Origin of the sequence: Microbacterium sp. S1037, assembly GCF_048381605.1 — a bacterium.
GTDB lineage: Bacteria > Actinomycetota > Actinomycetes > Actinomycetales > Microbacteriaceae > Microbacterium > Microbacterium testaceum_B.
Map to the genome: position 1 here is coordinate 2,276,524 of NZ_JBLWIG010000001.1, position 23,516 is coordinate 2,300,039.

Consider the following 23,516-nt stretch of genomic DNA (forward strand, 5'->3'; position numbering starts at 1 on the left):
GATCGTGGCCGTCCTGAGCCTGGTCGGCTCGATTCTCAGTGCGCTCCTCTTCATCTACATCGTGCTGCTGCTCGCGCGCCTCGTGCTCGAGTACATCCCGATGTTCAACCGGGAGTGGCGCCCTCGCGGCGCCGTTCTCGTGATCGCCGAGATCGTGTACACGGTGACCGATCCTCCGATCAGACTGATCCGTCGCTTCATCCCGCCCCTGCGCATCGGGGGGATCGCGTTCGATTTCGGATTCGCGATCACCATGTTCCTGTGCTTCCTACTGCTGAGCGTCACGCGGTCCCTCTCGGCCTTGTGACCTCGATCGCCGCCGCCTTCGACACCGGTCGAGGGCGGCGGCTATGCTGTTCCGAAGCGGTACGCCCCGGTGCGACACCCCCAACAGTTCCAACTCAGAGCTCTCGAAAGAGGAAACACCATGGCACTGACCCCCGATGACGTCGTCACCAAGCAGTTCCAGCACGTGCGATTCAAGGAGGGCTTCGACCCCGATGAGGTCGACGACTTCCTCGACGAGATCGTCGTCGAGTGGCGCAAGACGATCGCCGAGAACGAAGAGCTGAAGGCGAAGCTCGCCGCGTTCGAGTCCGGCGAGGCGGCCCCGGTGGCCGCGGCCCCCGCGGCCGAGGCGCCCAAGGTCGAAGAGCCGGTCGTCGCCGAGGCGCCCGCAGTGGCTCCTGAGGCCCCCGCGGTCGAGGCCGACGCGGCTCCCGCCGCGCAGAGCGCCGGCATCATCGAGCTGGCTCAGCGCCTGCACGACGAGCACGTCGCCGAGGGCAAGGCCCAGCGCGACCAGCTCATCAGCGAGGCACAGGCGCAGGCGGCGTCCATCGTCGCCGAGGCCGAGCAGAAGGGCCGCGAAGAGCGCGCCCGTCTCGAGAAGGAGCGCGTCACCCTCGAGGGTCGCATCACCGAGCTGCGCAACTTCGAGCGCGACTACCGCTCGCAGCTCCGCTCCTACATCGAGGGTCAGCTCCGCGACCTCGACACCACCGCGTCGTCCTCGGGCTCGACGCCCGTGTCGGCGATCGGTCTGTAGGCCGACTCTTTGCGCAGTCGACCTCCCCTGCGTTCGGCGGCGGCCAGCATCCTCATCGCGATCCTCGCGGTGGTGGTGCTGGCCGCCGACCAGTTGGCGAAGATGATCGCCATCGAGAACCTCCCTCCCGAGCGCGTCGTCCCCGTCATCGGCGAGGCGCTCCAGCTGTACCTCGTGCGAAACCCCGGGGCGGCTTTCTCGCTCGGCGAGGGCGTCACGTGGATCTTCACGATCGCCCTGGCGGTCGTGGCGTGCGTCATCCTCTTCCTCGCGGTCACGCGGGTCCGTTCGCGGCTGTGGGCGGTCGTGCTGGGTCTCCTGCTCGGCGGCGTGCTGGGCAACCTGAGCGACCGGCTCTTCCGCGAACCCGGCTTCCCCGTCGGTCACGTCGTTGACTTCATCTCGACCCCGTGGATGATGCCGGCGATCTACAACGTCGCCGATGTGTTCATCGTCTCGATGATGATCTCCGTCGCGCTGCTGGTGCTCTTCGGCCTCCGTCTCGACGGAACGCGCGAGACGCGGGCATCCCGCGCGGCCGATACCGCCGCGCCCGACGACAGCGTCGACGCCGCGACCGACCCCGGTTCTCGCTGACATGGAGTCGCGACACCTCCCCGTTCCCGACGGGCTCGATGGAACGCGCGTCGACCAGGCGCTGGCCAAGATGCTCGGCTTCTCGCGGACTTTTGCTGCCGAGATCGCCGACGCGGGCGGGGTGAGCATCGACGGGCGCTCCGTCGCTCGCTCCGACCGGCTCCGTGGCGGCGGGTGGTTGAGCGTCGAGTGGGAACCGAAGCGCGAGCCCGAAATCGTGCCCGTCGAAGTCGCCGACCTCGGCATCGTCTGGGACGACGATGACATCGTCGTCGTCGACAAGCCCGCGGGCGTGGCGGCTCATCCCTCCGTCGGGTGGGAGGGGCCGACCGTGCTCGGAGCCCTCGCCGCGGCGGGGTTCCGTATCGCCACGAGCGGGCCGGCCGAGCGCCGCGGCGTGGTCCACCGGCTCGACGCCGGGACGAGCGGTCTGATGGTCGTGGCCAAGACCGAACGCGCCTACACGCTCTTGAAGAGCGCGTTCAAGGAGCGCGAGGTCGACAAGATCTATCACGCGGTCGTTCAGGGGCACCCCGACCCGCTGTCGGGAACCATCGACGCGCCGATCGGGCGTCATCCGCACCACTCGTGGAAGTTCGCGGTCGTTCCCGACGGGAAAGACTCGGTGACCCACTACGAGACGCTCGAGGCGTTCCCTCGCGCGTCGCTCCTCGAGATCCACCTCGAGACCGGGCGCACGCATCAGATCCGTGTGCACATGGCGGCTCATCGGCATCCCTGTGTCGGCGACCCCCTGTACGGCGCCGATCCCACGCTCTCCGCCCGTCTGGGACTCGAGCGTCAGTGGCTGCACGCCCACCGGCTCGCCTTCACCCACCCCGCGACGGGGGAGTGGGTCAGCTTCGAGTCGGCGTACCCCGCCGACCTCGCGCACGCGCTCGAGATCCTTCGCGACGGATTCTGACTCCGGTCACGCGGGCGAGGCGTTCTGCTCGAATCGCGCCGGCCCGTCGGTGAGTCCCGCGCGGACGCGAGCGCGCATCTCGTCATCCAGAAGCTCGTCGAGGCCGGCGATCGGATGCCATCCGACCTCGGTCATCTCGCCGTCGACGGGCTCGGGCTCACCCGACAGCCACGTGCAGGCGAAGACGAGATCGAGGTAGTCGCTCTGGTCGCCGTTGGCGTACGTCACGCGGGGTATCTGATGCACCCAGGCGAGTCGGTCGGCGCGAATACGAACACCGGCTTCCTCCGCGGCCTCGCGGACAGCGGCATCCGCGGGCTCTTCTCCGGGGTCGACGATCCCGGTGATCGGGGTCAGGCGGCCGTTGTCACTGCGCCGTCCGAGCAGGACGACGTCGTCGCGCACGACCACGGCGGTCACGCCGACCAGCGGCAAGGGGCGGGTGCCGACGAGGCGGCGAAGCTCGAGGACGAAGTCTGGCGTGGGCACGCGCCCACCGTAGCCGAGTCGATTCGACCTCGGCCGTGAGCATGGGCGTGAGCGTCCCGTCCGCGACGCGCGGGTGGCACCTGAGGGTCCGCTCTGAACTTCCGGACGCGATGTCGGAGGCCGAACGTAGACTCGTCACGTGGCAGCAGACTCCTTCGTTCACCTTCACGTGCACAGCGAGTATTCGATGCTCGACGGAGCCGCGCGCATCGGTCCGATGGTGCAGGAGGCCGTCAAACAGGGCATGCCCGCGATCGCCGTCACCGACCACGGCAACACCTTCGCCGCGTTCGAGTTCTACAAGACCGCGAAAGACGCGGGCATCAAGCCGATCATCGGTATCGAGGCTTACGTCACGCCGGGAACACACCGCTCCGACAAGACGCGTGTGCGCTGGGGCACGCCCGAGCAACAGAGCGACGACGTCTCGGGTTCGGGCGCCTATACGCACATGACCCTCCTGTCCGAGACGACCGAGGGCATGCACAATCTCTTCCGGCTCTCTTCCAAGGCGAGCATGGAGGGCTACTACTTCAAGCCGCGCATGGACCGCGAGCTGCTGCAGACCTACAGCAAGGGACTAATCGCGACGACCGGGTGTCCGTCCGGCGAGGTGCAGACGCGTCTCCGCCTGGGGCAGTACGAGGCGGCCCGTGCCGCGGCGGCAGAGTTCCAAGACATCTTCGGCAAAGACAACTACTTCGCCGAGATCATGGACCACGGGTTGTCGATCGAGCGCCGGGTCATGGGCGACCTGCTGAAGATCTCGAAAGACCTCGGCATCCCCCTGGTCGGTACCAACGACCTTCACTACACGCACCAGCACGACGCGACGAGCCATGCCGCTCTCCTCTGCGTGCAGTCGGGGTCGACGCTCGACGACCCCAAGCGTTTCAAGTTCGACGGCGACGGCTACTACGTCAAGTCGCCCGCCGAGATGCGCCAGGTCTTCCGCGACCACCCCGAGGCGTGCGACAGCACGCTGCTCATCGCGGAGCGGTGCAATGTGGAGTTCGACACCTCGGCCAACTACATGCCGCGCTTCCCCGTGCCGCCGGGTGAGACCGAGGGCAGCTGGATGATCAAAGAGGTCGAGAACGGCCTGCAAGACCGCTACCCGGGCGGCATCCCCGACGCGGTGCGCAAGCAGGCCGAGTACGAGACCGACGTCATCCTGCAGATGGGGTTCCCCGGGTACTTCCTCGTCGTCGCCGACTTCATCAACTGGGCCAAGAACAACGGCATCCGCGTCGGTCCCGGTCGTGGTTCGGGTGCCGGCTCGATGGTCGCGTACGCGATGAAGATCACCGACCTCGATCCGCTGCAGCACGGCCTCATCTTCGAGCGGTTCCTCAACCCCGACCGCGTCTCGATGCCCGACTTCGACGTCGACTTCGACGACCGTCGCCGTGGCGAGGTCATCCAGTACGTGACCGAGAAGTACGGCGACGAGCGCGTCGCGCAGATCGTCACGTACGGCACGATCAAGGCCAAGCAGGCGCTGAAGGACGCCGGGCGCGTTCTCGGTTTCCCTTTCAGCATGGGCGACAAGCTCACGAAGGCCATGCCCCCCGCCGTGATGGGCAAAGACATGCCGCTCGACGGCATGTTCAACCCCGAGCACCCGCGCTACAAAGAGGCGAGCGAGTTCCGCACGCTCATCGAGACCGACGCCGAGGCCAAGACCGTGTTCGACACGGCCCTCGGGCTCGAGAACCTCAAGCGTCAGTGGGGCGTGCACGCGGCCGGCGTGATCATGTCGAGCGAGCCGCTCATCGACATCATCCCGATCATGCGCCGCGAGCAGGACGGCCAGATCGTCACGCAGTTCGACTACCCCGCGTGCGAGTCGCTCGGCCTGATCAAGATGGACTTCCTGGGGCTGCGCAACCTCACGATCATCAACGACGCCCTCGACAACATCGAGGCGAACCGGGGCCATCCGCTCGTGCTCGAAGACCTCGCTCTCGACGACGCGGCGTCCTACGAGCTCCTCGCCCGCGGCGACACGCTGGGCGTCTTCCAGCTCGACGGCGGCCCGATGAGGTCGCTGCTGCGCTTGATGCGGCCCGACAACTTCGAGGACATCTCGGCGGTGCTCGCTCTGTACCGCCCCGGTCCCATGGGCGTGAACTCGCACATCAACTACGCGCTGCGAAAGAACAAGCAGCAGGAGATCGAGCCCATCCATCCCGAGCTCGAAGAGCCGTTGGCCGACATCCTCGACACCACCTACGGCCTGATCGTCTACCAGGAGCAGGTGATGGCCGTCGCCCAGCGCGTTGCCGGGTACACGCTCGGTCAGGCCGACCTCCTGCGCCGCGCGATGGGCAAGAAGAAGAAGAGCGAGCTCGACAAGCAGAAAGAGATCTTCTTCGGCGGAATGACCGAGCGCGGCTACGGCGAGGTCGCGCAGCAGACGCTGTGGAAAGTGCTCGAGTCGTTCGCCGACTACGCGTTCAACAAGGCGCACACGGCTGCCTACGGGCTGGTGTCGTACTGGACGGCGTACCTCAAGGCGCACTATCCGGCCGAGTACATGGCCGCGCTGCTGACGAGCGTCGGCGACTCCAAAGACAAGATGGCCGTCTACCTCAACGAGTGCCGCCGCATGGGCATCAAGGTGCTGCCCCCCGACGTCAACGAGTCGATCCGCTTCTTCGCCGCCGTCGGCGAAGACATCCGCTTCGGCCTCGGAGCGGTGCGCAACGTCGGTGCCAACGTCGTCGACGGGATCGTCGCCGCTCGACAGGAGGCGAAGTACACCTCGTTCCACGACTTCCTGGCCAAGGTGCCGATGCACGTGGCCAACAAGCGCACGGTCGAGTCGCTGATCAAGGCCGGAGCCTTCGACACCCTCGGTTCGACGCGTCGAGCGCTGCTCGAGATCCACGAGGACGCGTGCGAGGGCGCGGTCGGAGACAAGAGGCGCGAAGCCAACGGCGAGGTGGGTTTCGACTTCGACTCGCTGTGGGACGAGCCGCAGCAGGTGTCGAAGGTGCCGGAACGCCCCGAGTGGACGAAGAAGGACAAGCTCGCGTTCGAGCGGGAGATGCTGGGGCTCTACGTCTCGGACCATCCTCTGGCGGGCCTCGAGGTCCCGCTCGCGAAGCACGCGTCGACCTCGATCCACGACCTGCTTTCGTCGGAGGACGTGCAGGACGGGGATCAGGTGACGGTCGCGGGTCTGCTGACAAGCGTGCAGCACCGTGTGGCCAAACAGAGCGGAAATCCCTACGGCATGGTGACCGTCGAAGATTTCAACGGCGAGGTCACCGTGATGTTCATGGGCAAGACCTACGCCGAGTTCGCTCCGATCCTGCAGGGTGACTCGATCCTCGTCGTGCGCGGCCGCGTGTCCCGCCGCGACGACGGGCTGAACCTGCACGCGCAGTCCGCCTTCGCCCCCGACCTCGAGGGGATGGACGCGGCGAGCGGCCTGACGCTCGTCGTCCCGGAGCAGCGCGCCAACGAAGCCCTGATCGGGGAGCTCGCACAGACGCTGCAGCGGCATGCGGGCGATACCGAGGTGCTTCTCAAGCTTCACAAAGGTGGGACGGCGAAGGTCTTCGAGGTGCCTTTGCCCGTTCGCGTGACCGCCGATCTCTTCGGTGAGTTGAAGGGACTGCTCGGGCCGAACTGCCTGGGCTGACACGCGCGAGGTCGCGCACCGGTGTCCGAGGGGCACCGGCGCGACACGCTCGAAAACCGTACGGGGCACTCTCGTGCCCTCGGAAAGGAAGATCGTGACCGACCGCACTGACGAATCCGTCGCGCACATGAGCCCCTCGGGCGACGAACCGCAATCGGCCGTTGCCCCTGAGGTGTCCGGTCCGCGCCTCGCGCGCTCGTCCATGGCATCCCCCTCCTCCGCCGTCGACGAGGGCGAGACCGACACGCCCGTATCCGATGGGCCCGCCGGGGACGTCCCCGGCGCGAACGAGCGCGCGGAGTCGCGTGACGTCGGCGACGAGGACGCCGACCTGGGCGACGACACCGGCCGCGGCGACACGGGCCACGGCGATGCCTCCGGACAGGTGTCGGCGCGTTCGCACGTCAACACGCACAACGTGTCACTTCCGTCCACGTCCTCCACGTCCACCGTCGCACGCGGTGCGGTGTCGTACGCGGTGGGCCCTTTCTCGGTCCGCGAGGTCTCGCTCCTGGGGATCTGGGCCGTCGCGTTCCTCGTGTCGTTCTTCCCCGACAACAACGTCACCGGAGCCGCTCGACTGCTCGTCGGAGGCAGCAACGTCTGGCTCTCGGGACTCTGGTGGATTCCCGCGGTCGCGTTGCCGACGATCGCCGTCGGACTGCTCGTCCTCCGTCGGTTGTCGCCGCAGGGGATCCGCCGTGTCGGCTCCCTCGGGATCGACCAGTTCGCGTCCGTCGCCTTCTCCGTGGCGGCGTTCGTGTGGGTGGCGTGGCTCTGGGAGACGGTGTCGATCGCGATCGACACCGGCGGCTGGGTTCGTTCCTGGGTCGTGTGGGTCGAGGCCGTGCTGATGCTCGCCGGTGTCGTGCTGACCGTCGCCGCTCCGTTCCTTCCTCCCTTCGCCGGTGACTTCGCCGATCGCGAGGAGGTGCCCGCGCACCGCAACGCGCGCCCCGTTCGTCCCGTCGTCCCGCGCCCGGCCACGGCGCGCCCGGCTCGCCGTTCGACCGTTCGTCGGGCGACCGACGCCGCGTCGGCCCCGCACGTGGAGGCCGCTGCCAGCCCCGGCGATTACGTGCGATCGACTGAAGGGCCCCGCCCGGCGCCGAACGACCCGCCCACCTCGGTCCTGCCGGCCGTGGACCACTCCCACGAGGGAGAGGATGCCGCGGTCGCTCCGGATCACGCGAACCCGTCCGACGATCACCCGACCGATGTGATCACCGGTATCCACCACTCGCCCGCCGAATCCGCGCACCCGGCGACGCAGGCTTTCTGGGCCCTCGCGCCCGTCGATCGCGAGGTCGTGGACGATTACGGCACGCCGATCTTCCGCATCGGACCGTCCGCGTGGGCACTCGTGATCGAGGATCGCGGCGAGACGTTCGTGATCCGCCACGACGACGGCCGGATCGGCTACCTGCACGACGTGTCCGGCATCACCCGCGGCTGAAGCCTGACGACAGTCTGGGAGCGCCCCTTCCCGCGGAAGGGGGCTCCCGGGCGGCCGGTAGCCTGGTCTCATGCTCCGTACCATCGATCTCCGTGGCCGTGTGCTCTCGCCCGCCGAGCTCCTCGCGGTCGTTCCGCGCGCCGACAGCGCGCGTGACGAAGCCCTCGTCATCGCGGCCCGCATCGTCGACGACGTCGCCGTGCGCGGTGAGGAGGCCCTGCGCGAGCAGGCGGCGCAGTTCGACTACGTGACCGACCACGCGATCGCCGTCCCCGCCTCGCACCTCGACGAAGCGCTCGACTCCCTCGATCCGGGCGTGCGCGCGGCGCTCGAAGAGGCGATCACGCGCGTGCGCGCGGCCTCGGCGGCTCAGGTCCCTGCCCCCGTGGTCACCGAGCTCGGCCCCGGGGCACGCGTCACCCAGCGCTGGCAGCCCGTGCGCCGCGTCGGGCTGTACGTCCCGGGCGGCAAGGCGGTCTACCCCTCGAGCGTCGTGATGAACACCGTCCCGGCCCAGGTGGCGGGCGTCCGAGAGATCGCTCTGGCCTCCCCGCCGCAGCGCGAGTTCGGGGGCCGTGTGCACCCCGTGATCCTCGCGGCGGCCCGTCTGCTCGGCGTCACCGAGGTCTACGCGATGGGTGGTGCCGGAGCGATCGGCGCCTTCGCCTCCGGTGTGGCCAGCCTCGGCCTCGACCCGGTCGACGTCGTCACCGGTCCCGGGAACAACTTCGTCGCCTCGGCCAAGCGCGCCGTCGCCGGACGCGTGGGCACCGACTCCGAGGCCGGCGCGACCGAGATCCTGGTGGTCGCCGACTCCGGCGCGGACGCCGTGCTCGTGGCGGCCGACCTCGTGAGCCAGGCCGAGCACGACGAGCAGGCCTCGGCCGTGCTGGTCACCGACTCGACCGCTCTCGCCGACGCCGTCCGCGCGGCCCTTCCCGAGCGCGTCGCCGCGACCCGGCACAGCGAGCGCGTCGCCGCCGCGTTCGAGGGGCCGCAGTCCGCGGTCGTGCTCGTCGACGACCTCGCGCAGGCGACCGCCTTCAGCAACGCGTATGCCCCGGAGCACCTCGAACTCCACCTCGCCGATCCCCGGCCGCAGGACTTCGTCAACGCCGGTGCGGTGTTCGTCGGCCCCTACACCCCGGTCAGCCTGGGTGACTACCTGGCGGGAAGCAACCACGTGCTTCCGACGGGTGGCCAGTCGCGCTACGGCGCGGGGCTGTCGGCCGCGACGTTCCTCCGCCCGCAGCAGGTGATCGAGTACGACCGCGAAGCCCTCCGCTCGGTGCACGACGCGATCGTCACCCTCGCGGAGGCCGAGGCTCTGCCCGCGCACGGCGAGGCCGTCACGGCCCGTTTCCCCGCATAGATCGGCGAGAGCATGCACTGTCCTTTCTGTCGGAACCCCGATTCCCGCGTCATCGACTCGCGCACGAGCGACGACGGTCTCAGCATCCGCCGTCGTCGGCAGTGCCCGAAGTGCGGCGGGCGCTTCTCGACCGTCGAGACCGCGAGCCTCAACGTCATCAAGCGCTCGGGGGTCGTCGAGCCGTTCAGCCGCGAAAAGGTGATGTCGGGCGTGCGCAAGGCGTGCCAGGGACGACCCGTCACCGACGCCGACCTCGCCGTGCTCGCGCAGCAGGTCGAGGAGGCCATTCGGCAGACCGGGTCGTCGCAGATCGACGCGAACGAGATCGGGCTGTCGATCCTCGGTCCACTCCGCGAGCTCGACGAGGTCGCCTACCTCCGGTTCGCGAGCGTCTACCAGGCGTTCGAGTCTCTCGAGGACTTCGACGTCGCGATCGCGCAGCTGCGCGCCGACCACGCCCACCGTCAGGTGTCTGCGAGCAGTACCACGGACGACGTCCAGTAGCCTGGCGGGGATGTATCCCCTTCTCTTCCGCACGGTCCTCACGCGTCTCGACCCCGAGTTCGCCCATCACCTCGCTGCGCTCGTCATCCGTGTCGCGGGCGTCGAGCCCGTGGCATCCGTCGTCCGTCGTGTGACCGCGCCGGCGTCCGACCAGGGGGTCGATGCGCTCGGACTTCGCTTCGACTCGCCGTTCGGCGTGGCGGCGGGGTTCGACAAGAACGTCACCCTGGTCCGCGGGCTCGGTGCGCTCGGCTTCGGGCACGTCGAGGTGGGGACGGTCACGGCGCTCGCCCAGCCGGGCAACCCGAAGCCGCGTCTGTTCCGCCTCGTGGCCGATCGCGCGGTCATCAACCGCATGGGGTTCAACAACGACGGAGCCGTCGCGGCCGCAGCGAAGCTCCGGCGACTCCGACGGGCGCGCCGGCGCCCCGTGATCGGCGTCAACATCGGCAAGAGCCGCGTCGTGGCCGTCGAAGACGCGACCACCGACTACGTGCGCAGCGCGCGCCTGCTCGCGCCGCTGGCCGATTACCTCGTCGTCAACGTCTCATCGCCCAACACCCCGGGGCTGCGCGGTCTGCAGGCCGTCGAAACGCTGCGGCCGTTGCTGACGGCGGTTCGGGATGCCGCGGGCTCGACGCCTCTCCTCGTGAAGATCGCCCCCGATCTCGATGACGACGAGGTGCAGGACATCGCCCGACTTGCGGTCGACGCGGGTCTGGCCGGCCTCATCGCGACGAACACGACGATCGCGCGGACCGGACTCTCGACGGATGCCGCCACGGTCGAGGCCGCGGGAGCGGGTGGCCTCTCGGGCGCCCCGTTGAAGGCGCGCGCCGCCGAGGTGCTGCGCCTGGTGCGAGCGGCCGTCCCCGCCGAGTTCGTCGTGATCTCGGCCGGGGGAGTGGAGACCGCCGAAGACGTGCGCGAGCGCCTCGCGGCCGGCGCGAACCTCGTCCAGGGCTACACGGGCTTCCTCTATCGGGGTCCGCTGTGGGGTCGGCAGATCAACCGCGGTCTCGCGCGCCACCGCTGACCGTCGATCTCGCTCCGGCTTCCGAGGTCGCGGCGGGAACGACGTCGCGGCGGGAACGACGAAGCGGCGCGCCCGAGGGCACGCCGCTTCGTGAAGAACTCCGCGCGTCAGACGGGGTACTGCCCGCGCTTGACCTGGGCCTTGGGCAGGCGCATGAAGCGCATCTGCACGGTGCGCATCGCCGCGTACCATCCGAGGCCCTTCTCGAGCTTGCTCTCGCCGAACTTGTCCTTCGCGGCGCGCTTCACGCGGATCGACGTGATGATCATGTCGCCGATGACGAAGAGGATGAAGATCCAGAGGGCGACGAACGCCCAGTACTGGAAGAACTGCACCGGAAGCACCGTCAGCAGGATGACGATGAGCATGAACGGCATGACGCCCTCGCCGAGGTGCCAGCCGGCATCCACGAAGTCACGGGCGAACCGACGCTGCGGACCCTTGTCGCGGACGGGGAGGTAGCGCTCCTCGCCGGCGGCCATGCCGACACGGGCCTTCTCGCGCTGAGCGGCCAGCTCGGCGCGGGCGCGAGCCTTGGCCTCTTTGGTGTCGGGGACGAGCGGGCGCTTGCGCGCGGCTTCCTGCTCGGCCCGCGAGGGCGTCGCGCGGCCCTTGCCCGAACCGATCTCCGTCGGGTCGACGGGGGTGTCGTTGGGGGCGGGGGCGGGGGACTTTGCCACGGAAAACCTCGAGAGCTCGCTGATCGGGAGATTTAAGATTACCCGCATGACCCCCGATGTGTCCTTGCAGAATGCCGTGCGCGACGCCGCGACCGCCGGCATCCCTTCCGCCCTCGCCGATCTGGGAGCCCTCGTGCGCATCCCCTCGATCGCCTGGCCGGCTTTCGATCAGTCCGCCCTCGAGAAGAGCGCGGATGCCGTGGCCGACCTGTTCCGCGGAACGGGCATGTTCGATCGGGTCGAGGTGAAGCGTGCCGCGATCCCGGGCACCGACGAACTCGGCCAGCCCGCGGTGCTCGCCTCTCGTCCGGCGAGGAACGGCCGCCCGACGGTGCTGCTGTACGCGCACCACGACGTGCAGCCCCCCGGTGACGACGCGCTGTGGGATTCGCCGCCCTTCGAACCGACCGTGCGCGACGGACGTCTGTATGGTCGAGGCGCGGCGGACGACAAGGCCGGCGTCATGGCCCACGTCGCCGCCATCCGCGCGCTGGCCGAGGTGGTCGGCGACGACCTCGACCTCGGGATCGCCGTCTTCATCGAGGGCGAGGAGGAGTACGGGTCCCGCTCCTTCGCCCAGTTCCTGGCCGACAACGCCGACGTGCTGCGCTCCGACGTCATCGTCGTCGCCGACTCGGGCAACTGGGACGACCGCACGCCCGGCCTCACCGTGTCGCTTCGCGGCAATGCCCGTTTCACGCTGACGGTGCGGACCCTGGAGCACGCCTCCCACTCGGGGATGCTCGGCGGAGCGGTCCCGGATGCCATGCTCGCCACCGTGAAGCTCCTGGCGACGCTTTGGGACGACGACGGTGCCGTCGCGGTCGAGGGCCTCCACGTCCGCGAGGCGGAGACCCCGGCGTACGACGAGTCCACGCTTCGCGCGGAGTCGGGCCTGCTCGAGGGAGTCAGCCCCATCGGGCGCGACTCGATCCTGAGCCGCATCTGGAACAAGCCCTCGGTGACGATCACCGGATGGGATGCCACGCCCGTGGCGTCGGCGTCGAACACGCTGTCACCCGAGACGAGCGTCGTGATCAGCGCTCGCGTCGCTCCCGGCCAGAGCGCCGAGGACGCGTACGCCGCGATTGAAGCGCACCTCCGCGCCCATGCGCCGTTCGGAGCCCACCTGGAGTTCAGCGACGTCGACTGCGGCGACGCGTTCCTCGTCGACACGAGCGGCTGGGCGGTCGAGGACGCCCGCGCGTCGTTCGCCGAGGGGTACGGCGTCGAGTCCGTCGACGTCGGGATCGGGGGCTCGATCCCCTTCATCGCCGACCTCGTCCGAGAGTTCCCCGCGGCGCAGATCCTCGTCACGGGGGTGGAGGATCCTCACGCCCGGGCGCACAGCCCCAACGAGTCGTTGCACCTGGACACGTTCCGCAACGCGGTGGTGTCGGAAGCTCTCCTGCTGACGCGCCTGAACGCGCGTACCGTCTGAACGAGGCCGCGGGGGCGCGACGGGCGTAGAATCGTCTCGTCCCCGCGACCGATCAACCGAAGGGCATCGCCATGACCGACACCACACTGTCGTCCGCCGCCGACACCCGCGAGCACGGCGTGGGCCTGACCGCGGCCGCCTCCGACAAGGTCAAGAGCCTGCTGTCGCAGGAAGGCCGCGACGACCTGCGTCTCCGTGTCGCCGTGCAGCCGGGCGGTTGCTCCGGCCTCATCTACCAGCTCTACTTCGACGAGCGTTACCTCGACGGCGACAAGGTCGTCGACTTCGACGGCGTCGAGGTCATCGTCGACGACATGAGCGTGCCGTATCTCGACGGCGCGAGCATCGACTTCAAGGACACGATCTCGGAGCAGGGCTTCACGATCGACAACCCCAACGCGCAGGGCTCCTGCGCGTGCGGCGACAGCTTCCACTGAGCTCGGCGCGCCGTCCGCGAGCGTCTTTCGAGGACCCCCGGAACCACGGATCACACCGTGGAATCCGGGGGTTCTCGATGTCTCGGCACTGGACGAATGGCCTGAGAACGGTGAGAGGTTGCCGTAGACTGTCAAAGCTTCATCCACGACCCGGAAAGGTGCACTGTGCCCTCCAAACGTCGCCTCCGCTGGGCTGCGCTTCCCCTCGGGATCGCGTCCGTCGCGCTTCTGTCCGGTTGCACCACGACCCAGCTGCACGGTTTCCTCCCCGGCTTCGTCGATGACGGCACGCCTGCCACCAACCACACCGACATGGTCGCCGGTCTGTGGGTCAACTCCTGGATCGTGCTGCTCGCAGTCGGCGTGATCACGTGGGGTCTCATGCTCTGGGCGGTCATCGCCTACCGCCGCCGCAAGGGGCAGTCGGGCCTCCCGGTGCAGTTGCGCTACAACATGCCGGTCGAGATCTTCTACACGATCGTCCCGCTGATCCTCGTCGTCGGCTTCTTCGCCTTCACGGCGCGTGACCAGAACACGCTCGAGACGCAGTACGAAGACCCCGACGTCTCGATCACCGCGTACGGCAAGCAGTGGGCCTGGGACTTCCAGTACAACGGCACGAAGGAAGACAACTCCGACGCCGTGTACTCGATGGGCGTCCAGGCGACGGCCACGGCCGACGGCTACGACCTCGAGGACGTGCCGACGCTCTACCTCCCGGTCAACAAGAAGGTCAAGATCGACCTCCGGTCGCGCGACGTGATCCACTCGTTCTGGATCATCGACTTCCTGTACAAGAAGGACATGTACATCGGCCGCGACAACGAGTGGTCGTTCACTCCGACCCGCGAGGGCACGTACGAAGGCAAGTGCGCCGAGCTCTGCGGCGAGTACCACTCCGCCATGCTCTTCAACGTCAAGGTCGTCAGCGACGCGGAGTACGAGGACTACCTTCAGTCGCTCCGCAGCGCCGGTGACGTCGGCGACATCAGTGATCTGTCGCGCCTGCAGAACCTCACGACGGCCGGCGCCGAAGGGAACAAGTGATCATGGCCACGACGCTTCCGCTTCAGGAGAAGGGCACTTCCCGCCCGACGACCCTCCCTCCGCGTCAAGCCGCTCTGCTCAGCACCTCGCGTGTCGAACAGAAGGGCAACCTGGTCGTCAAGTGGATCACCTCCACCGACCACAAGACCATCGGGTACATGTACCTGATCGCCTCGGTGATCTTCTTCATGCTCGGTGGCGTGATGGCGCTGATCATCCGTGCAGAGCTCTTCGAGCCCGGCATGCAGATCATCCCGACCAAAGAGCAGTACAACCAGCTGTTCACCATGCACGGCACGATCATGCTGCTCATGTTCGCGACGCCGCTGTTCGCGGGCTTCGCGAACGCGCTGCTGCCGCTGCAGATCGGTGCGCCCGACGTGGCGTTCCCGCGCCTGAACGCCTTCGCCTTCTGGCTGTTCCTCTTCGGATCGACGATCGCCGTCTCCGGCTTCCTCACCCCGCAGGGTGCGGCCGGGTTCGGTTGGTTCGCCTATCAGCCGCTCGCCAACGCGAGTTTCTCGCCGGGTGTCGGCGGCAACCTCTGGATGCTGGGCCTCGGCATCAGCGGTTTCGGCACGATCCTCGGTGCGGTGAACTTCATCACCACGATCCTCACGATGCGCGCCCCCGGTATGACCATGTGGCGCATGCCGATCTTCTCGTGGAACACCCTCATCACGAGCATCCTGATCCTCCTCGCCTTCCCGGTGCTCGCCGCGGCCATCTTCGCCGCCGCCGCCGACCGCGTGCTGGGTGCTCACATCTACAGCCCTGAGAACGGTGGCGTGCTCCTCTGGCAGCACCTCTTCTGGTTCTTCGGTCACCCCGAGGTGTACATCATCGCGCTGCCGTTCTTCGGTATCGTCTCCGAGATCTTCCCGGTGTTCAGCCGCAAGCCGATCTTCGGTTACAAGACCCTCGTTTACGCGACGATCGCGATCGCCGCCCTGTCGGTGGCCGTGTGGGCGCACCACATGTACGTCACGGGTGGAGTGCTCCTGCCGTTCTTCGCCCTGATGACAATGCTCATCGCGGTGCCGACCGGCGTGAAGATCTTCAACTGGATCGGCACGCTCTGGCGGGGATCCGTCACGTTCGAAACGCCGATGGTGTTCGCACTCGGCTTCCTCGTGTCGTTCGTCTTCGGCGGCCTGACCGGTGTCATCCTCGCGTCGCCCCCGCTCGACTTCCACCTGTCCGACTCGTACTTCGTCGTGGCGCACTTCCACTACGTCGTCTTCGGCACGGTCGTCTTCGCGATGTTCGCGGGCTTCTACTTCTGGTGGCCCAAGTGGACCGGCAAGATGCTGAACGAGCGTCTCGGTATGGTGCACTTCTGGATGCTGTTCATCGGCTTCCACATGACCTTCCTCATCCAGCACTGGCTGGGCGTCGACGGCATGGTGCGTCGCTACGCGGACTACGCCGCGGCCGACGGATGGACCTGGGAGAACCAGCTCTCGACCATCGGCTCGATGATCCTCGGTGCGTCGATGATCCCGTTCCTGCTGAACGTCTGGATCACGGCCCGCAAGGCTCCTCGTGTGACGGTCGACGACCCGTGGGGTTATGGTGCTTCGCTCGAGTGGGCGACGTCCTGCCCGCCGCCGCGTCACAACTTCACCTCGATCCCGCGCATCCGTAGCGAGCGCCCCGCCTTCGACCTGAACCACCCCGAGGCCGGTATCCCGGTCGGCGTGGGCCCGGCGAAGGACGCCCCCGACACGCCCGTCGTCGACGCGGCCGCTGGAGAGGTCAAGTAAACGATGCGTACCAATGTCGGACTCTGGTGGCTCCTCGCGGGCTTCGGATTCTTCATCGCCGCGGTCTACACGGTCTGGAGCCTCATCCAGCACGGTGGTGTCGAGTGGGTAGGAACCGTGGCCCTCGTCTTCCTCGGCCTCATGTCGTCGATGATCGCCTTCTACGTGGGTCGTGTGCTCAAGGCGCAGAACGGCGAGCTCCCCGAAGACACGCTGACCGCTGACATCGATGACGGCGACCCCGAGATGGGCGAGTTCAGCCCGTGGTCGTGGTGGCCCATCGTGCTCGCCGCGTCGGCGGCGATCGCTGTGATCGGCCTCGCGGTAGGGAGCTGGATGGTTCCCATCGGGTTCATGGTCTTTGTGGTTGCGATCGTGGGCTGGGTGTACGAGTACTACCGCGGGTACTTCGCCCGCTGATCCTGTGCCCCTTCGGCTGAATACGGCCGCCGTCTCCGACGCCGGCGCCCATCGTCCCACCAACCAGGACGCCGCGTTCGTGGCGTCCTGGGGTGCGGCGGTGGCAGACGGCGTCGGCGGTGGCCCTTCGGGCGATCTCGCCTCGGCCGCGCTCATTCATCGCCTGGTGGCGACGCGGGGGAGTGCGATCGACGCGGACGGTCTCCTCGTCCGTATACGCGAGGCGAACTGGGATATTCGCGCCCACGTCGAACGTGACCCGGCGCTCCGCGGCATGGCGACGACCTTCACGGGCGTGTTCCTCGGCGCCGATGGTCAGCTGCTCCTCGCCCACACCGGTGATTCCCGTGCCTATCTGCTGCGCGACGGCGAGTTCACCCGTGAGACACGCGACGACTCCTACGTGCAGGCATTGGTCGACCACGGGATCATCCCGCCCGAGGCCGCAGCCGCTCATCCTCGCCGCAACATCATCACCGCCTCGCTGGGCGGAGCCGAGGGCGACGTCGTATCGGTCGCCGAGCGGCCGCCGGTGGTCGGCGATCGCTGGGTTCTCTGCAGCGACGGGCTCACCGATTACGTGCCCGAGGCGGACGTCGCGCGTCTGATCGCGGAAGCCGATGATCCCCGCTCCGCAGCCGCCGCCGCCGTGGCGCTCGCGCTCGAGGCGGGCACGCGCGACAACGTGACGGTCGTCGTCTGCGATGTCGTCGATGACGAGCAGCCCATTGTGAGCGAGCCGGTGTTCTCGGGGTCTGCGGCGCGGTGGTTCGCCGAGGACGTCGAGACGGCCTGAGAGTCTACTCGCTTCACAGCTCTGACGACGGTCTGTCGCTCCGAGGGCCCGAGCCGCCGGTTCGATCGCTCGTCGGCTACGGCCGGGCCGACCTGCTCGGCGCCGAGAAGTTCGGCGCTGACGATGTCAGATGAGGGACGTAACCCGTCGCCGCTCGAGCAGTCTCATCGTCTGGCGCTCGTCGACCTCGACGTCGCCGTCTTCGTTCCATCCGTGATTCTCGGAGAATTCGGCGGCGCGCTCGTTCCCGTCCAGGACCCAGAGATCGGCGCAGGCGTACCCGTCCTCGCGGAGTGCCTGTTGGGCGGCTGAGATCAACGCATGCCCAACCCCGATCGCGAATGCGGACGGGTGCACGTAGAGCCTTCAGCGCTTGCCCTCGTCCGACGCTCCTTCGTCGCGCCCGGGTCCGAAGGACGCCCACCCGACGATGTCGCCATCGCGGTCCGCGACGATCGTGCGGCCCGTCGCGTTCGGGTCGTTGATGATCTGCAGCCACCCGTTTGCGCGCGATTCGACGGACAGCCCATCGAGCACGTGGTCCGGCATCACACCGCGGTAGGCGGTCTGCCAGGAGGCGACATGGACGATCGCGATCCCGCCAGCATCGTCAACCGTGGCCGGCCGGATGTCCGCAGATCGTGCCACGCTTCGCGTTCCTCTCTCTTCCGCGTTCGCGGAGCGTCCCCCGACGGTACCGTGCTGGCCCCCTATCGGGTGGAGCGCGAGCGTCGGCGCCCGGCACCCTCTCAGTTCGAGCGTACGACCATGACCGTGGGGTCGAAGACCCGCTCGCAGGGCCCCTCATCGTTCTCGAAGGGTTGGCCCTCACGGACCCAATACTCGTAGCCCCCGATCATCTCGCGAACGGTGTAGCCGAGTGACGCGAACGCGAGCGCGCCCTTCTGGCCCGCGTTGCATCCGGGGCTCCAGCAGTACACGACGACGGGCATGTCGAGCGGAATCTCCAAGGGCGCGCGGTCGGCGATGTCACGGTAGGGGAGGTGCACGGCGCCGGTAATGCGGCCCTGCTGCCATGCATCGTCGCCTCGGACGTCGACGAGGACGAAACGATCTCCGGCCTTCTGCGCCGCGTATACGTCGGAGGGGTCGGTCTCCGCGGCGAGCCGGGCGGCGAAATACTCCTGAATGCTGGTCATACGCACACGGTACGACGGCGAGCCCGCACGCCGAGAGGGGCGGGATGCCACTCACCCGTGGCATCCTGCCAATGCACTCACCCGCGGGCACCGCCTCCGTCCTCCGAGGTGCGTCAGACGCTCGTCCGCAGCTGGCCCGCGTGGGGAACGGTGCCGGAGAATGACGAAACCCCGGTGCCGAAGCACCGGGGTTTCGTGGGGGAGATTACTCGCTTTTGTCGTCGTGAGGGCGGTTCTTCTCCTCGAGACCCTTCGGAGCGGGGAGCTCGACTTCGGCGCGCTCACCGATCGCCATGTGCGGACGACCATCCTCGTCGGCCCGGGCGTTCGCACCCGCGATCTCGTCGGCCTCTTCGTGATCGATGTGGTCGAGCTCGTGGTGCTGGTGTGCCACCGCCGCGTCGACCTCGGCCTGAGTCAGCGGAGCGAGACGGTCCTCGAAGAACCAGCGCGAGACGCCGGCACGGAAGTTCGAGTACCAGGGGATCTCGCCCTTGTCGTTGGGCCGGACCACGAGCGGCTCGTAGGTCTCGTTGTCGATCAGCTTCCAGCGCTCGTACTCGTCGACGGGCTGGTGGACCTCGATGTACTCGCCGCCGGGGAGACGGACGATGCGACCCGACTCGTACCCGTGCAGCGCGATCTCGCGGTCCTTCTTCTGCAGAGCGATGCAGATGCGCTTGGTGACGAAGTAGGCCAGGATCGGGCCGAGGATGAGCAGCGCCTGAAGCGCGTGGATGACGCCTTCCATCGTGAGGTGGAAGTGCGTGGCCATGATGTCGGACGAAGCCGCCGCCCACATGACCGCGTAGAACGTGACGCCGGCGGCGCCGATGGCCGTACGGGTCGCCGCGTTGCGGGGGCGCTGTGCGATGTGGTGCTCGCGGGTGTCGCCGGTGATCCACGCCTCGATGAAGGGGTAGACGAGCACGAGGACGATGAACAGTCCCAGCACGCCGACGGGGATGATGATGTTCCACGACCACGTGTGGTCCCAGAGCACGAACTCGAGGTGCGGCGGGATGAGGCGCAGCATGCCGTCCGCGAAGCCGATGTACCAGTCGGGCTGCGTACCGGCCGAGACGGGGGAGGGGTCGTACGGACCGTAGTTCCAGATCGGGTTGATCGTCACGAGCGCGGCGATCAGGACGATCACACCGAACGTGATGAAGAAGAATCCACCCATCTTCGACGCGTACACCGGGAGCATCGGGTAGCCCACGACGTTGCTGTTCGAGCGGGCGGGGCCGGCGAACTGCGTGTGCTTGTTGATGATCATCAGCATGAGGTGCACCGCCAGCAGCGCGACCAGGATGGCCGGCAGCAGCAGGATGTGCAGCGTGTACAGGCGGCCGACGATCGCGGTACCGGGGAACTCGCCGCCGAACAGCAGGAACGAGGTCCAGGTGCCGATGATCGGGAGGCCCTTGATCATGCCGTCGATGATGCGGAGGCCGTTACCCGAGAGCAGGTCGTCGGGGAGGGAGTAGCCCGTGAAGCCCTCGGCCATCGCGAGGATGAAGAGGATGAAGCCGACGACCCAGTTGAGCTCGCGCGGCTTGCGGAACGCACCGGTGAAGAAGACGCGCAGCATGTGCACGCCGATGCCGGCCACGAACACCAGGGCGGCCCAGTGGTGGATCTGACGGACCAGGAGTCCACCGCGCAGGTCGAACGAGATGTGCAGCGCGGACTCCATCGCCGCGGACATCGCGATACCGCGCATGGGCTCGTAGGCGCCGTTGTAGTGCGTCTCGACCATCGACGCCTGGAAGAAGAACGTCAGGAAGGTGCCGGACAGCAGCACGACCACGAAGCTCCACAGGGCGATCTCGCCCAGCATGAAGGACCAGTGGTCGGGGAAGATCTTGCGGCCGAGCTCTTTGACGATGCCCGACATGCTCGTGCGCTCGTCGAGGTAGTTCGCCGCAGCGCCGACGAAACGGCCGCCGAGCGGCTTACCGTCGCGTCCCCCCGGCTGCGGGCCGGACGAGACGGCGGGTTCGGTCGTGACGTTCTCGGTGGGATGAGTACCGATGCTCATTTGCGCTCCCAGAAGCTGGGGCCGACGGGCTCGTGGAAGTCACTCTTCGCGACGAGGTAACCCTCGGCGTCGACGGTGATGGGGAGCTGCGGCAGGGGACGGGCGGCCGGGCCGAAGATGACGGCCGCACCGTTGGCGACGTCGAACTGCGACTGGTGGCAAGGGCACAGGAGGTGGTGGGTCTGCTGCTCGTAGAGCGCCACGGGGCAGCCGACGTGCGTGCAGACCTTCGAGTACGCGACGATGCCGTCGTACGTCCAGTCCATCTTGTTGGTCTCGGGGTTCAGCTGCTCGGGCTGCAGACGCATCAGCAGCACGATGGCCTTGGCCTTCTCTTCGAGGTAGCCCTCGTCGTGGCCGAGGCCCGCGAGCTCTTCCGGGATCACGTGGAAGGCCGAGCCGAGGGTGACGTCGGCTGCACGGATCGGGCGACCGGAGGGGTCGTGCGACAGGCGCGAGCCCTCCTTCCACATGGTGTGGCTGAGCAGCTTCACCGGGTCTTCGTCCTGAGGTGCGAGACCACGGAACAGGGTGATGCCCGGGATGATCGAGGCAGCGAGAGCAGCGAACAGCGAGTTGCGGATGATCTCGCGGCGACCGAAGCCGGAGTCCTCGTTCGCCTCGACGAAGACGTTGACGGCACCCTCGCGGGTCTCGTCACGGCCGCGCGTGGCGTGGCGATCCTCGATGTACTCCTTGTCGGACATGACCGACTTGCCCCAGTGAATGGTGCCGATACCGATCGACAGCAGGGCGAAGCCGATGCCGAGTCCGATGAAGAGGTTGTTGTACCGGATGTCGATCAGCGCGCCCGACTCGATCGGGAAGATCATGTAGGCGATGCTCGCCCAGATGCTCGCGGCGACCGAGAAGTAGAACAGCGTGTAGACCGTGCGGACCGCCCGCTTCATCGCCTGCGGGTCTTGATCGGTCATGCGGTGGCGGTGTCCGGGAAGACCCGGGTTCTCCACGGGGTCGGGAACCGCGACGGCGAGCCCGGCGGAGGGCTTCCATGAAGCCCTCTCGTGCTCGAGTGCGTCTTCCTCGTGTGCCATGGTGCTCCTCGTGCGTTTACGTAATGTCGATGACGACGGTCAGTTGGACTTGGCCGTGATCCACACGGTGAGCGCGATGAGCGCCCCGATTCCGAAGATCCAGATGAACAGACCCTCGGAGACCGGACCGAGCGAACCGAGCGAGAATCCGCCGGGGGACTCGGACTTCTGAAGGAACATCAGGTACGAGATGACGTCGCGCTTGTCTTCGGGGGTGAGGTTGAGGTCGTTGAAGACCGGCATGTTCTGCGGGCCGGTGACCATGGCCGCGTACATGTTGACGGGCGTCACGGTGTGCAGATCCGGGGCCCACTTGCCCTCGGTCAGCGCACCGCCGGCGCCGGCGACGTTGTGGCACATCGCGCAGTTGATGCGGAACAGCTCGGCACCGTGGGAGAGGTCGCCCTCGCCGTCGGTGATGTCGGCGCTCGGGTAGGTCGGGCCGGGGGCCGACGACTGCACGAACGCGGCGATCGCGTCGATCTGCTCTTCGGTGAACTGCACGGGCTTCTGGGGGGCCTGCGGGCCCTGGGCCTGAAGCGGCATGCGTCCGGTGGACACCTGGAAGTGCACCGACAGCTCGCCCACGCCGAACAGGGAGGGACCCTGCTGGCTGCCCTCGAGGTCGAGGCCGTGACAGGTCGCGCAGTTCGCCTGGAAGAGCTTCTTGCCCTCTTCGACCGCGGTCGCGGAGGAAGCGCTGCTCGTCGGGGTGTCGGTCGCGGCCATCGCGGCGGACGCACCGGCGTACACGCCACCGGTGAGGAGGAGGCCGATGCCGATCAGCGCGGCGGCGGCCAGGGGACTGCGGCGCCCGGAGGCGCGGCGCGGCTTCTTCTCTCGTGCCATGTGAGGTACTGCTCTCTTACTTCAGGAAGTAGATGACGAAGAACAGGGCGATCCAGACGACGTCGACGAAGTGCCAGTAGTAGGACACGACGATCGAGGTGGTCATCTCTTTACGCCCGAAGTTCTTCACGGCGTAGGCACGGCCGATGACGAGGAGGAAGGCGATGAGCCCGCCCGTCACGTGCAGGGCGTGGAAGCCGGTGGTCAGGTAGAAGGCCGAGGCGTAGGGGTTGGCGCTGATGGGCATGCCTTCGGCAACCAGCGTCGCGTACTCCCACACCTGGCCCGACACGAAGACGGCGCCGAGGATGAACGTGAGGTAGAACCACTCCACCATTCCCCACTGGACGAAGCGGAACGGCTTGCCGGAGCGGTACGGCTGGTACCGCTCGGCAGCGAACACGCCCATCTGGCACGTGACCGAGGACAGCACGAGGATGATCGTGTTGACGGTCGCGAAGGGGACGTTGAGCAGCTCGGTCTCCTGCGCCCAGAGGGACGCGGAGGTGCTGCGCAGAGTGAAGTAGATGGCGAAGAGGCCGGCGAAGAACATGACCTCGCTGCCCAGCCACACGATGGTGCCCACGGCGACCGGGTCGGGCCGCTTCACGGCACGCACGGCCTGGGAATACGTCGCTGAGGTCGTCACCGTTCCATTATGCGCGATCCGACGGGCCGATATTCCCATCTCGAGCTGGAGATATTCCACGGTCGAGACTTAGGGAAACCTAAGAATCCACGG

The 23,516-nt window shown here is 67.7% G+C and carries 24 protein-coding genes; 15 read left to right on the top strand and 9 right to left on the bottom strand.

Annotated elements, in window-relative coordinates; genetic code table 11:
- The first annotated feature begins 4 nt into the window (after positions 1-4).
- The 4 genes from ACMW4R_RS10295 (at position 5) to ACMW4R_RS10310 (ending at position 2,570) form a co-directional block, all read left to right on the top strand.
- Positions 5-307 carry a YggT family protein gene (locus ACMW4R_RS10295; protein WP_058596001.1) on the top strand — a complete coding sequence of 101 codons (303 nt, stop codon included), beginning with the start codon at positions 5-7 and terminating at the stop codon, positions 305-307.
- 120 nt (positions 308-427) lie between these two features.
- A complete protein-coding gene (locus ACMW4R_RS10300) occupies positions 428-1,048 on the top strand; it encodes a DivIVA domain-containing protein (RefSeq protein ID WP_418299836.1) in 621 nt (206 codons plus the stop codon).
- A gap of 9 nt (positions 1,049-1,057) precedes the next feature.
- Complete coding sequence (gene lspA, locus ACMW4R_RS10305; protein WP_058614076.1) at positions 1,058-1,645, top strand: signal peptidase II; 588 nt, start codon at positions 1,058-1,060, stop codon at positions 1,643-1,645.
- A gap of 1 nt (position 1,646) precedes the next feature.
- Positions 1,647-2,570, top strand: a complete 924-nt coding sequence (locus ACMW4R_RS10310; RefSeq protein WP_058595998.1) for an RluA family pseudouridine synthase — start codon at positions 1,647-1,649, stop codon at positions 2,568-2,570.
- 6 nt (positions 2,571-2,576) lie between these two features.
- Here ACMW4R_RS10310 and ACMW4R_RS10315 read toward each other — a convergent pair whose 3' ends face one another.
- The gene (locus tag ACMW4R_RS10315; RefSeq protein WP_418299837.1) at positions 2,577-3,059 is read right to left on the bottom strand and encodes an NUDIX domain-containing protein; all 483 of its coding nucleotides are present in this window, start codon (positions 3,057-3,059) and stop codon (positions 2,577-2,579) included.
- 187 nt (positions 3,060-3,246) lie between these two features.
- Here ACMW4R_RS10315 and dnaE point away from each other — a divergent pair, with 187 nt between their 5' ends.
- The 5 genes from dnaE to ACMW4R_RS10340 all read left to right on the top strand — a co-directional run bounded on the left by dnaE (position 3,247) and on the right by ACMW4R_RS10340 (position 11,079).
- On the top strand, positions 3,247-6,711 hold the full coding sequence (gene dnaE / locus ACMW4R_RS10320; protein ID WP_058626465.1) for a DNA polymerase III subunit alpha: 3,465 nt from the start codon (positions 3,247-3,249) through the stop codon (positions 6,709-6,711).
- Between the two features lie 94 nt (positions 6,712-6,805).
- On the top strand, positions 6,806-8,167 hold the full coding sequence (locus tag ACMW4R_RS10325) for a hypothetical protein (RefSeq protein ID WP_418299838.1): 1,362 nt from the start codon (positions 6,806-6,808) through the stop codon (positions 8,165-8,167).
- 70 nt (positions 8,168-8,237) lie between these two features.
- Positions 8,238-9,539 (top strand): histidinol dehydrogenase, encoded by a 1,302-nt coding sequence (gene hisD / locus ACMW4R_RS10330; protein WP_418299839.1) that lies wholly within the window; start codon positions 8,238-8,240, stop codon positions 9,537-9,539.
- Positions 9,540-9,551: 12 nt separating this feature from the next.
- The gene (gene nrdR, locus ACMW4R_RS10335; protein WP_418299840.1) at positions 9,552-10,043 is read left to right on the top strand and encodes a transcriptional regulator NrdR; all 492 of its coding nucleotides are present in this window, start codon (positions 9,552-9,554) and stop codon (positions 10,041-10,043) included.
- Positions 10,044-10,053: 10 nt separating this feature from the next.
- Complete coding sequence (locus ACMW4R_RS10340) at positions 10,054-11,079, top strand: quinone-dependent dihydroorotate dehydrogenase (protein WP_418299841.1); 1,026 nt, start codon at positions 10,054-10,056, stop codon at positions 11,077-11,079.
- Positions 11,080-11,186: 107 nt separating this feature from the next.
- On the opposite strand, the gene ACMW4R_RS10345 is transcribed toward ACMW4R_RS10340, so the two are convergent.
- Positions 11,187-11,759, bottom strand: coding sequence for a DUF3043 domain-containing protein (locus ACMW4R_RS10345; RefSeq protein ID WP_363337071.1), 573 nt, complete (start codon positions 11,757-11,759; stop codon positions 11,187-11,189).
- 46 nt (positions 11,760-11,805) lie between these two features.
- Here ACMW4R_RS10345 and ACMW4R_RS10350 point away from each other — a divergent pair, with 46 nt between their 5' ends.
- The 6 genes from ACMW4R_RS10350 to ACMW4R_RS10375 all read left to right on the top strand — a co-directional run bounded on the left by ACMW4R_RS10350 (position 11,806) and on the right by ACMW4R_RS10375 (position 17,666).
- The gene (locus tag ACMW4R_RS10350) at positions 11,806-13,200 is read left to right on the top strand and encodes a dipeptidase (RefSeq protein ID WP_363337069.1); all 1,395 of its coding nucleotides are present in this window, start codon (positions 11,806-11,808) and stop codon (positions 13,198-13,200) included.
- 71 nt (positions 13,201-13,271) lie between these two features.
- Positions 13,272-13,637, top strand: a complete 366-nt coding sequence (gene erpA, locus ACMW4R_RS10355; RefSeq protein ID WP_013583176.1) for an iron-sulfur cluster insertion protein ErpA — start codon at positions 13,272-13,274, stop codon at positions 13,635-13,637.
- A 165-nt stretch (positions 13,638-13,802) separates the two neighbouring features.
- A complete protein-coding gene (coxB, locus tag ACMW4R_RS10360) occupies positions 13,803-14,684 on the top strand; it encodes a cytochrome c oxidase subunit II (protein ID WP_418299842.1) in 882 nt (293 codons plus the stop codon).
- Positions 14,685-14,686: 2 nt separating this feature from the next.
- Positions 14,687-16,450 (top strand): cytochrome c oxidase subunit I, encoded by a 1,764-nt coding sequence (gene ctaD / locus ACMW4R_RS10365; RefSeq protein ID WP_043361752.1) that lies wholly within the window; start codon positions 14,687-14,689, stop codon positions 16,448-16,450.
- Positions 16,451-16,453: 3 nt separating this feature from the next.
- Positions 16,454-16,870: a cytochrome c oxidase subunit 4 gene (locus ACMW4R_RS10370; RefSeq protein WP_013583173.1), complete on the top strand. Its 417-nt coding sequence runs from the start codon at positions 16,454-16,456 to the stop codon at positions 16,868-16,870.
- A 4-nt stretch (positions 16,871-16,874) separates the two neighbouring features.
- Positions 16,875-17,666 carry a PP2C family protein-serine/threonine phosphatase gene (locus ACMW4R_RS10375; protein ID WP_058595119.1) on the top strand — a complete coding sequence of 264 codons (792 nt, stop codon included), beginning with the start codon at positions 16,875-16,877 and terminating at the stop codon, positions 17,664-17,666.
- 126 nt (positions 17,667-17,792) lie between these two features.
- Here ACMW4R_RS10375 and ACMW4R_RS10380 read toward each other — a convergent pair whose 3' ends face one another.
- The 7 genes from ACMW4R_RS10380 to ACMW4R_RS10410 all read right to left on the bottom strand — a co-directional run bounded on the left by ACMW4R_RS10380 (position 17,793) and on the right by ACMW4R_RS10410 (position 23,462).
- A complete protein-coding gene (locus tag ACMW4R_RS10380) occupies positions 17,793-18,023 on the bottom strand; it encodes a GNAT family N-acetyltransferase (RefSeq protein WP_058595118.1) in 231 nt (76 codons plus the stop codon).
- A gap of 9 nt (positions 18,024-18,032) precedes the next feature.
- Positions 18,033-18,314, bottom strand: a complete 282-nt coding sequence (locus ACMW4R_RS10385; protein WP_418299843.1) for an N-acetyltransferase family protein — start codon at positions 18,312-18,314, stop codon at positions 18,033-18,035.
- Positions 18,315-18,415: 101 nt separating this feature from the next.
- On the bottom strand, positions 18,416-18,826 hold the full coding sequence (locus ACMW4R_RS10390) for a rhodanese-like domain-containing protein (protein WP_058595117.1): 411 nt from the start codon (positions 18,824-18,826) through the stop codon (positions 18,416-18,418).
- Positions 18,827-19,031: 205 nt separating this feature from the next.
- Positions 19,032-20,870, bottom strand: a complete 1,839-nt coding sequence (locus ACMW4R_RS10395) for a cytochrome b (RefSeq protein WP_058630076.1) — start codon at positions 20,868-20,870, stop codon at positions 19,032-19,034.
- Positions 20,867-21,925: a ubiquinol-cytochrome c reductase iron-sulfur subunit gene (locus ACMW4R_RS10400; protein WP_275796966.1), complete on the bottom strand. Its 1,059-nt coding sequence runs from the start codon at positions 21,923-21,925 to the stop codon at positions 20,867-20,869. The genes ACMW4R_RS10395 and ACMW4R_RS10400 overlap by 4 nt, the downstream gene beginning before the upstream one ends.
- A 39-nt stretch (positions 21,926-21,964) precedes the next feature.
- Positions 21,965-22,774: a c-type cytochrome gene (locus ACMW4R_RS10405; RefSeq protein WP_058595114.1), complete on the bottom strand. Its 810-nt coding sequence runs from the start codon at positions 22,772-22,774 to the stop codon at positions 21,965-21,967.
- Positions 22,775-22,790: 16 nt separating this feature from the next.
- On the bottom strand, positions 22,791-23,462 hold the full coding sequence (locus ACMW4R_RS10410) for a cytochrome c oxidase subunit 3 (protein ID WP_058595122.1): 672 nt from the start codon (positions 23,460-23,462) through the stop codon (positions 22,791-22,793).
- Between the last annotated feature and the right edge of the window lie 54 nt (positions 23,463-23,516).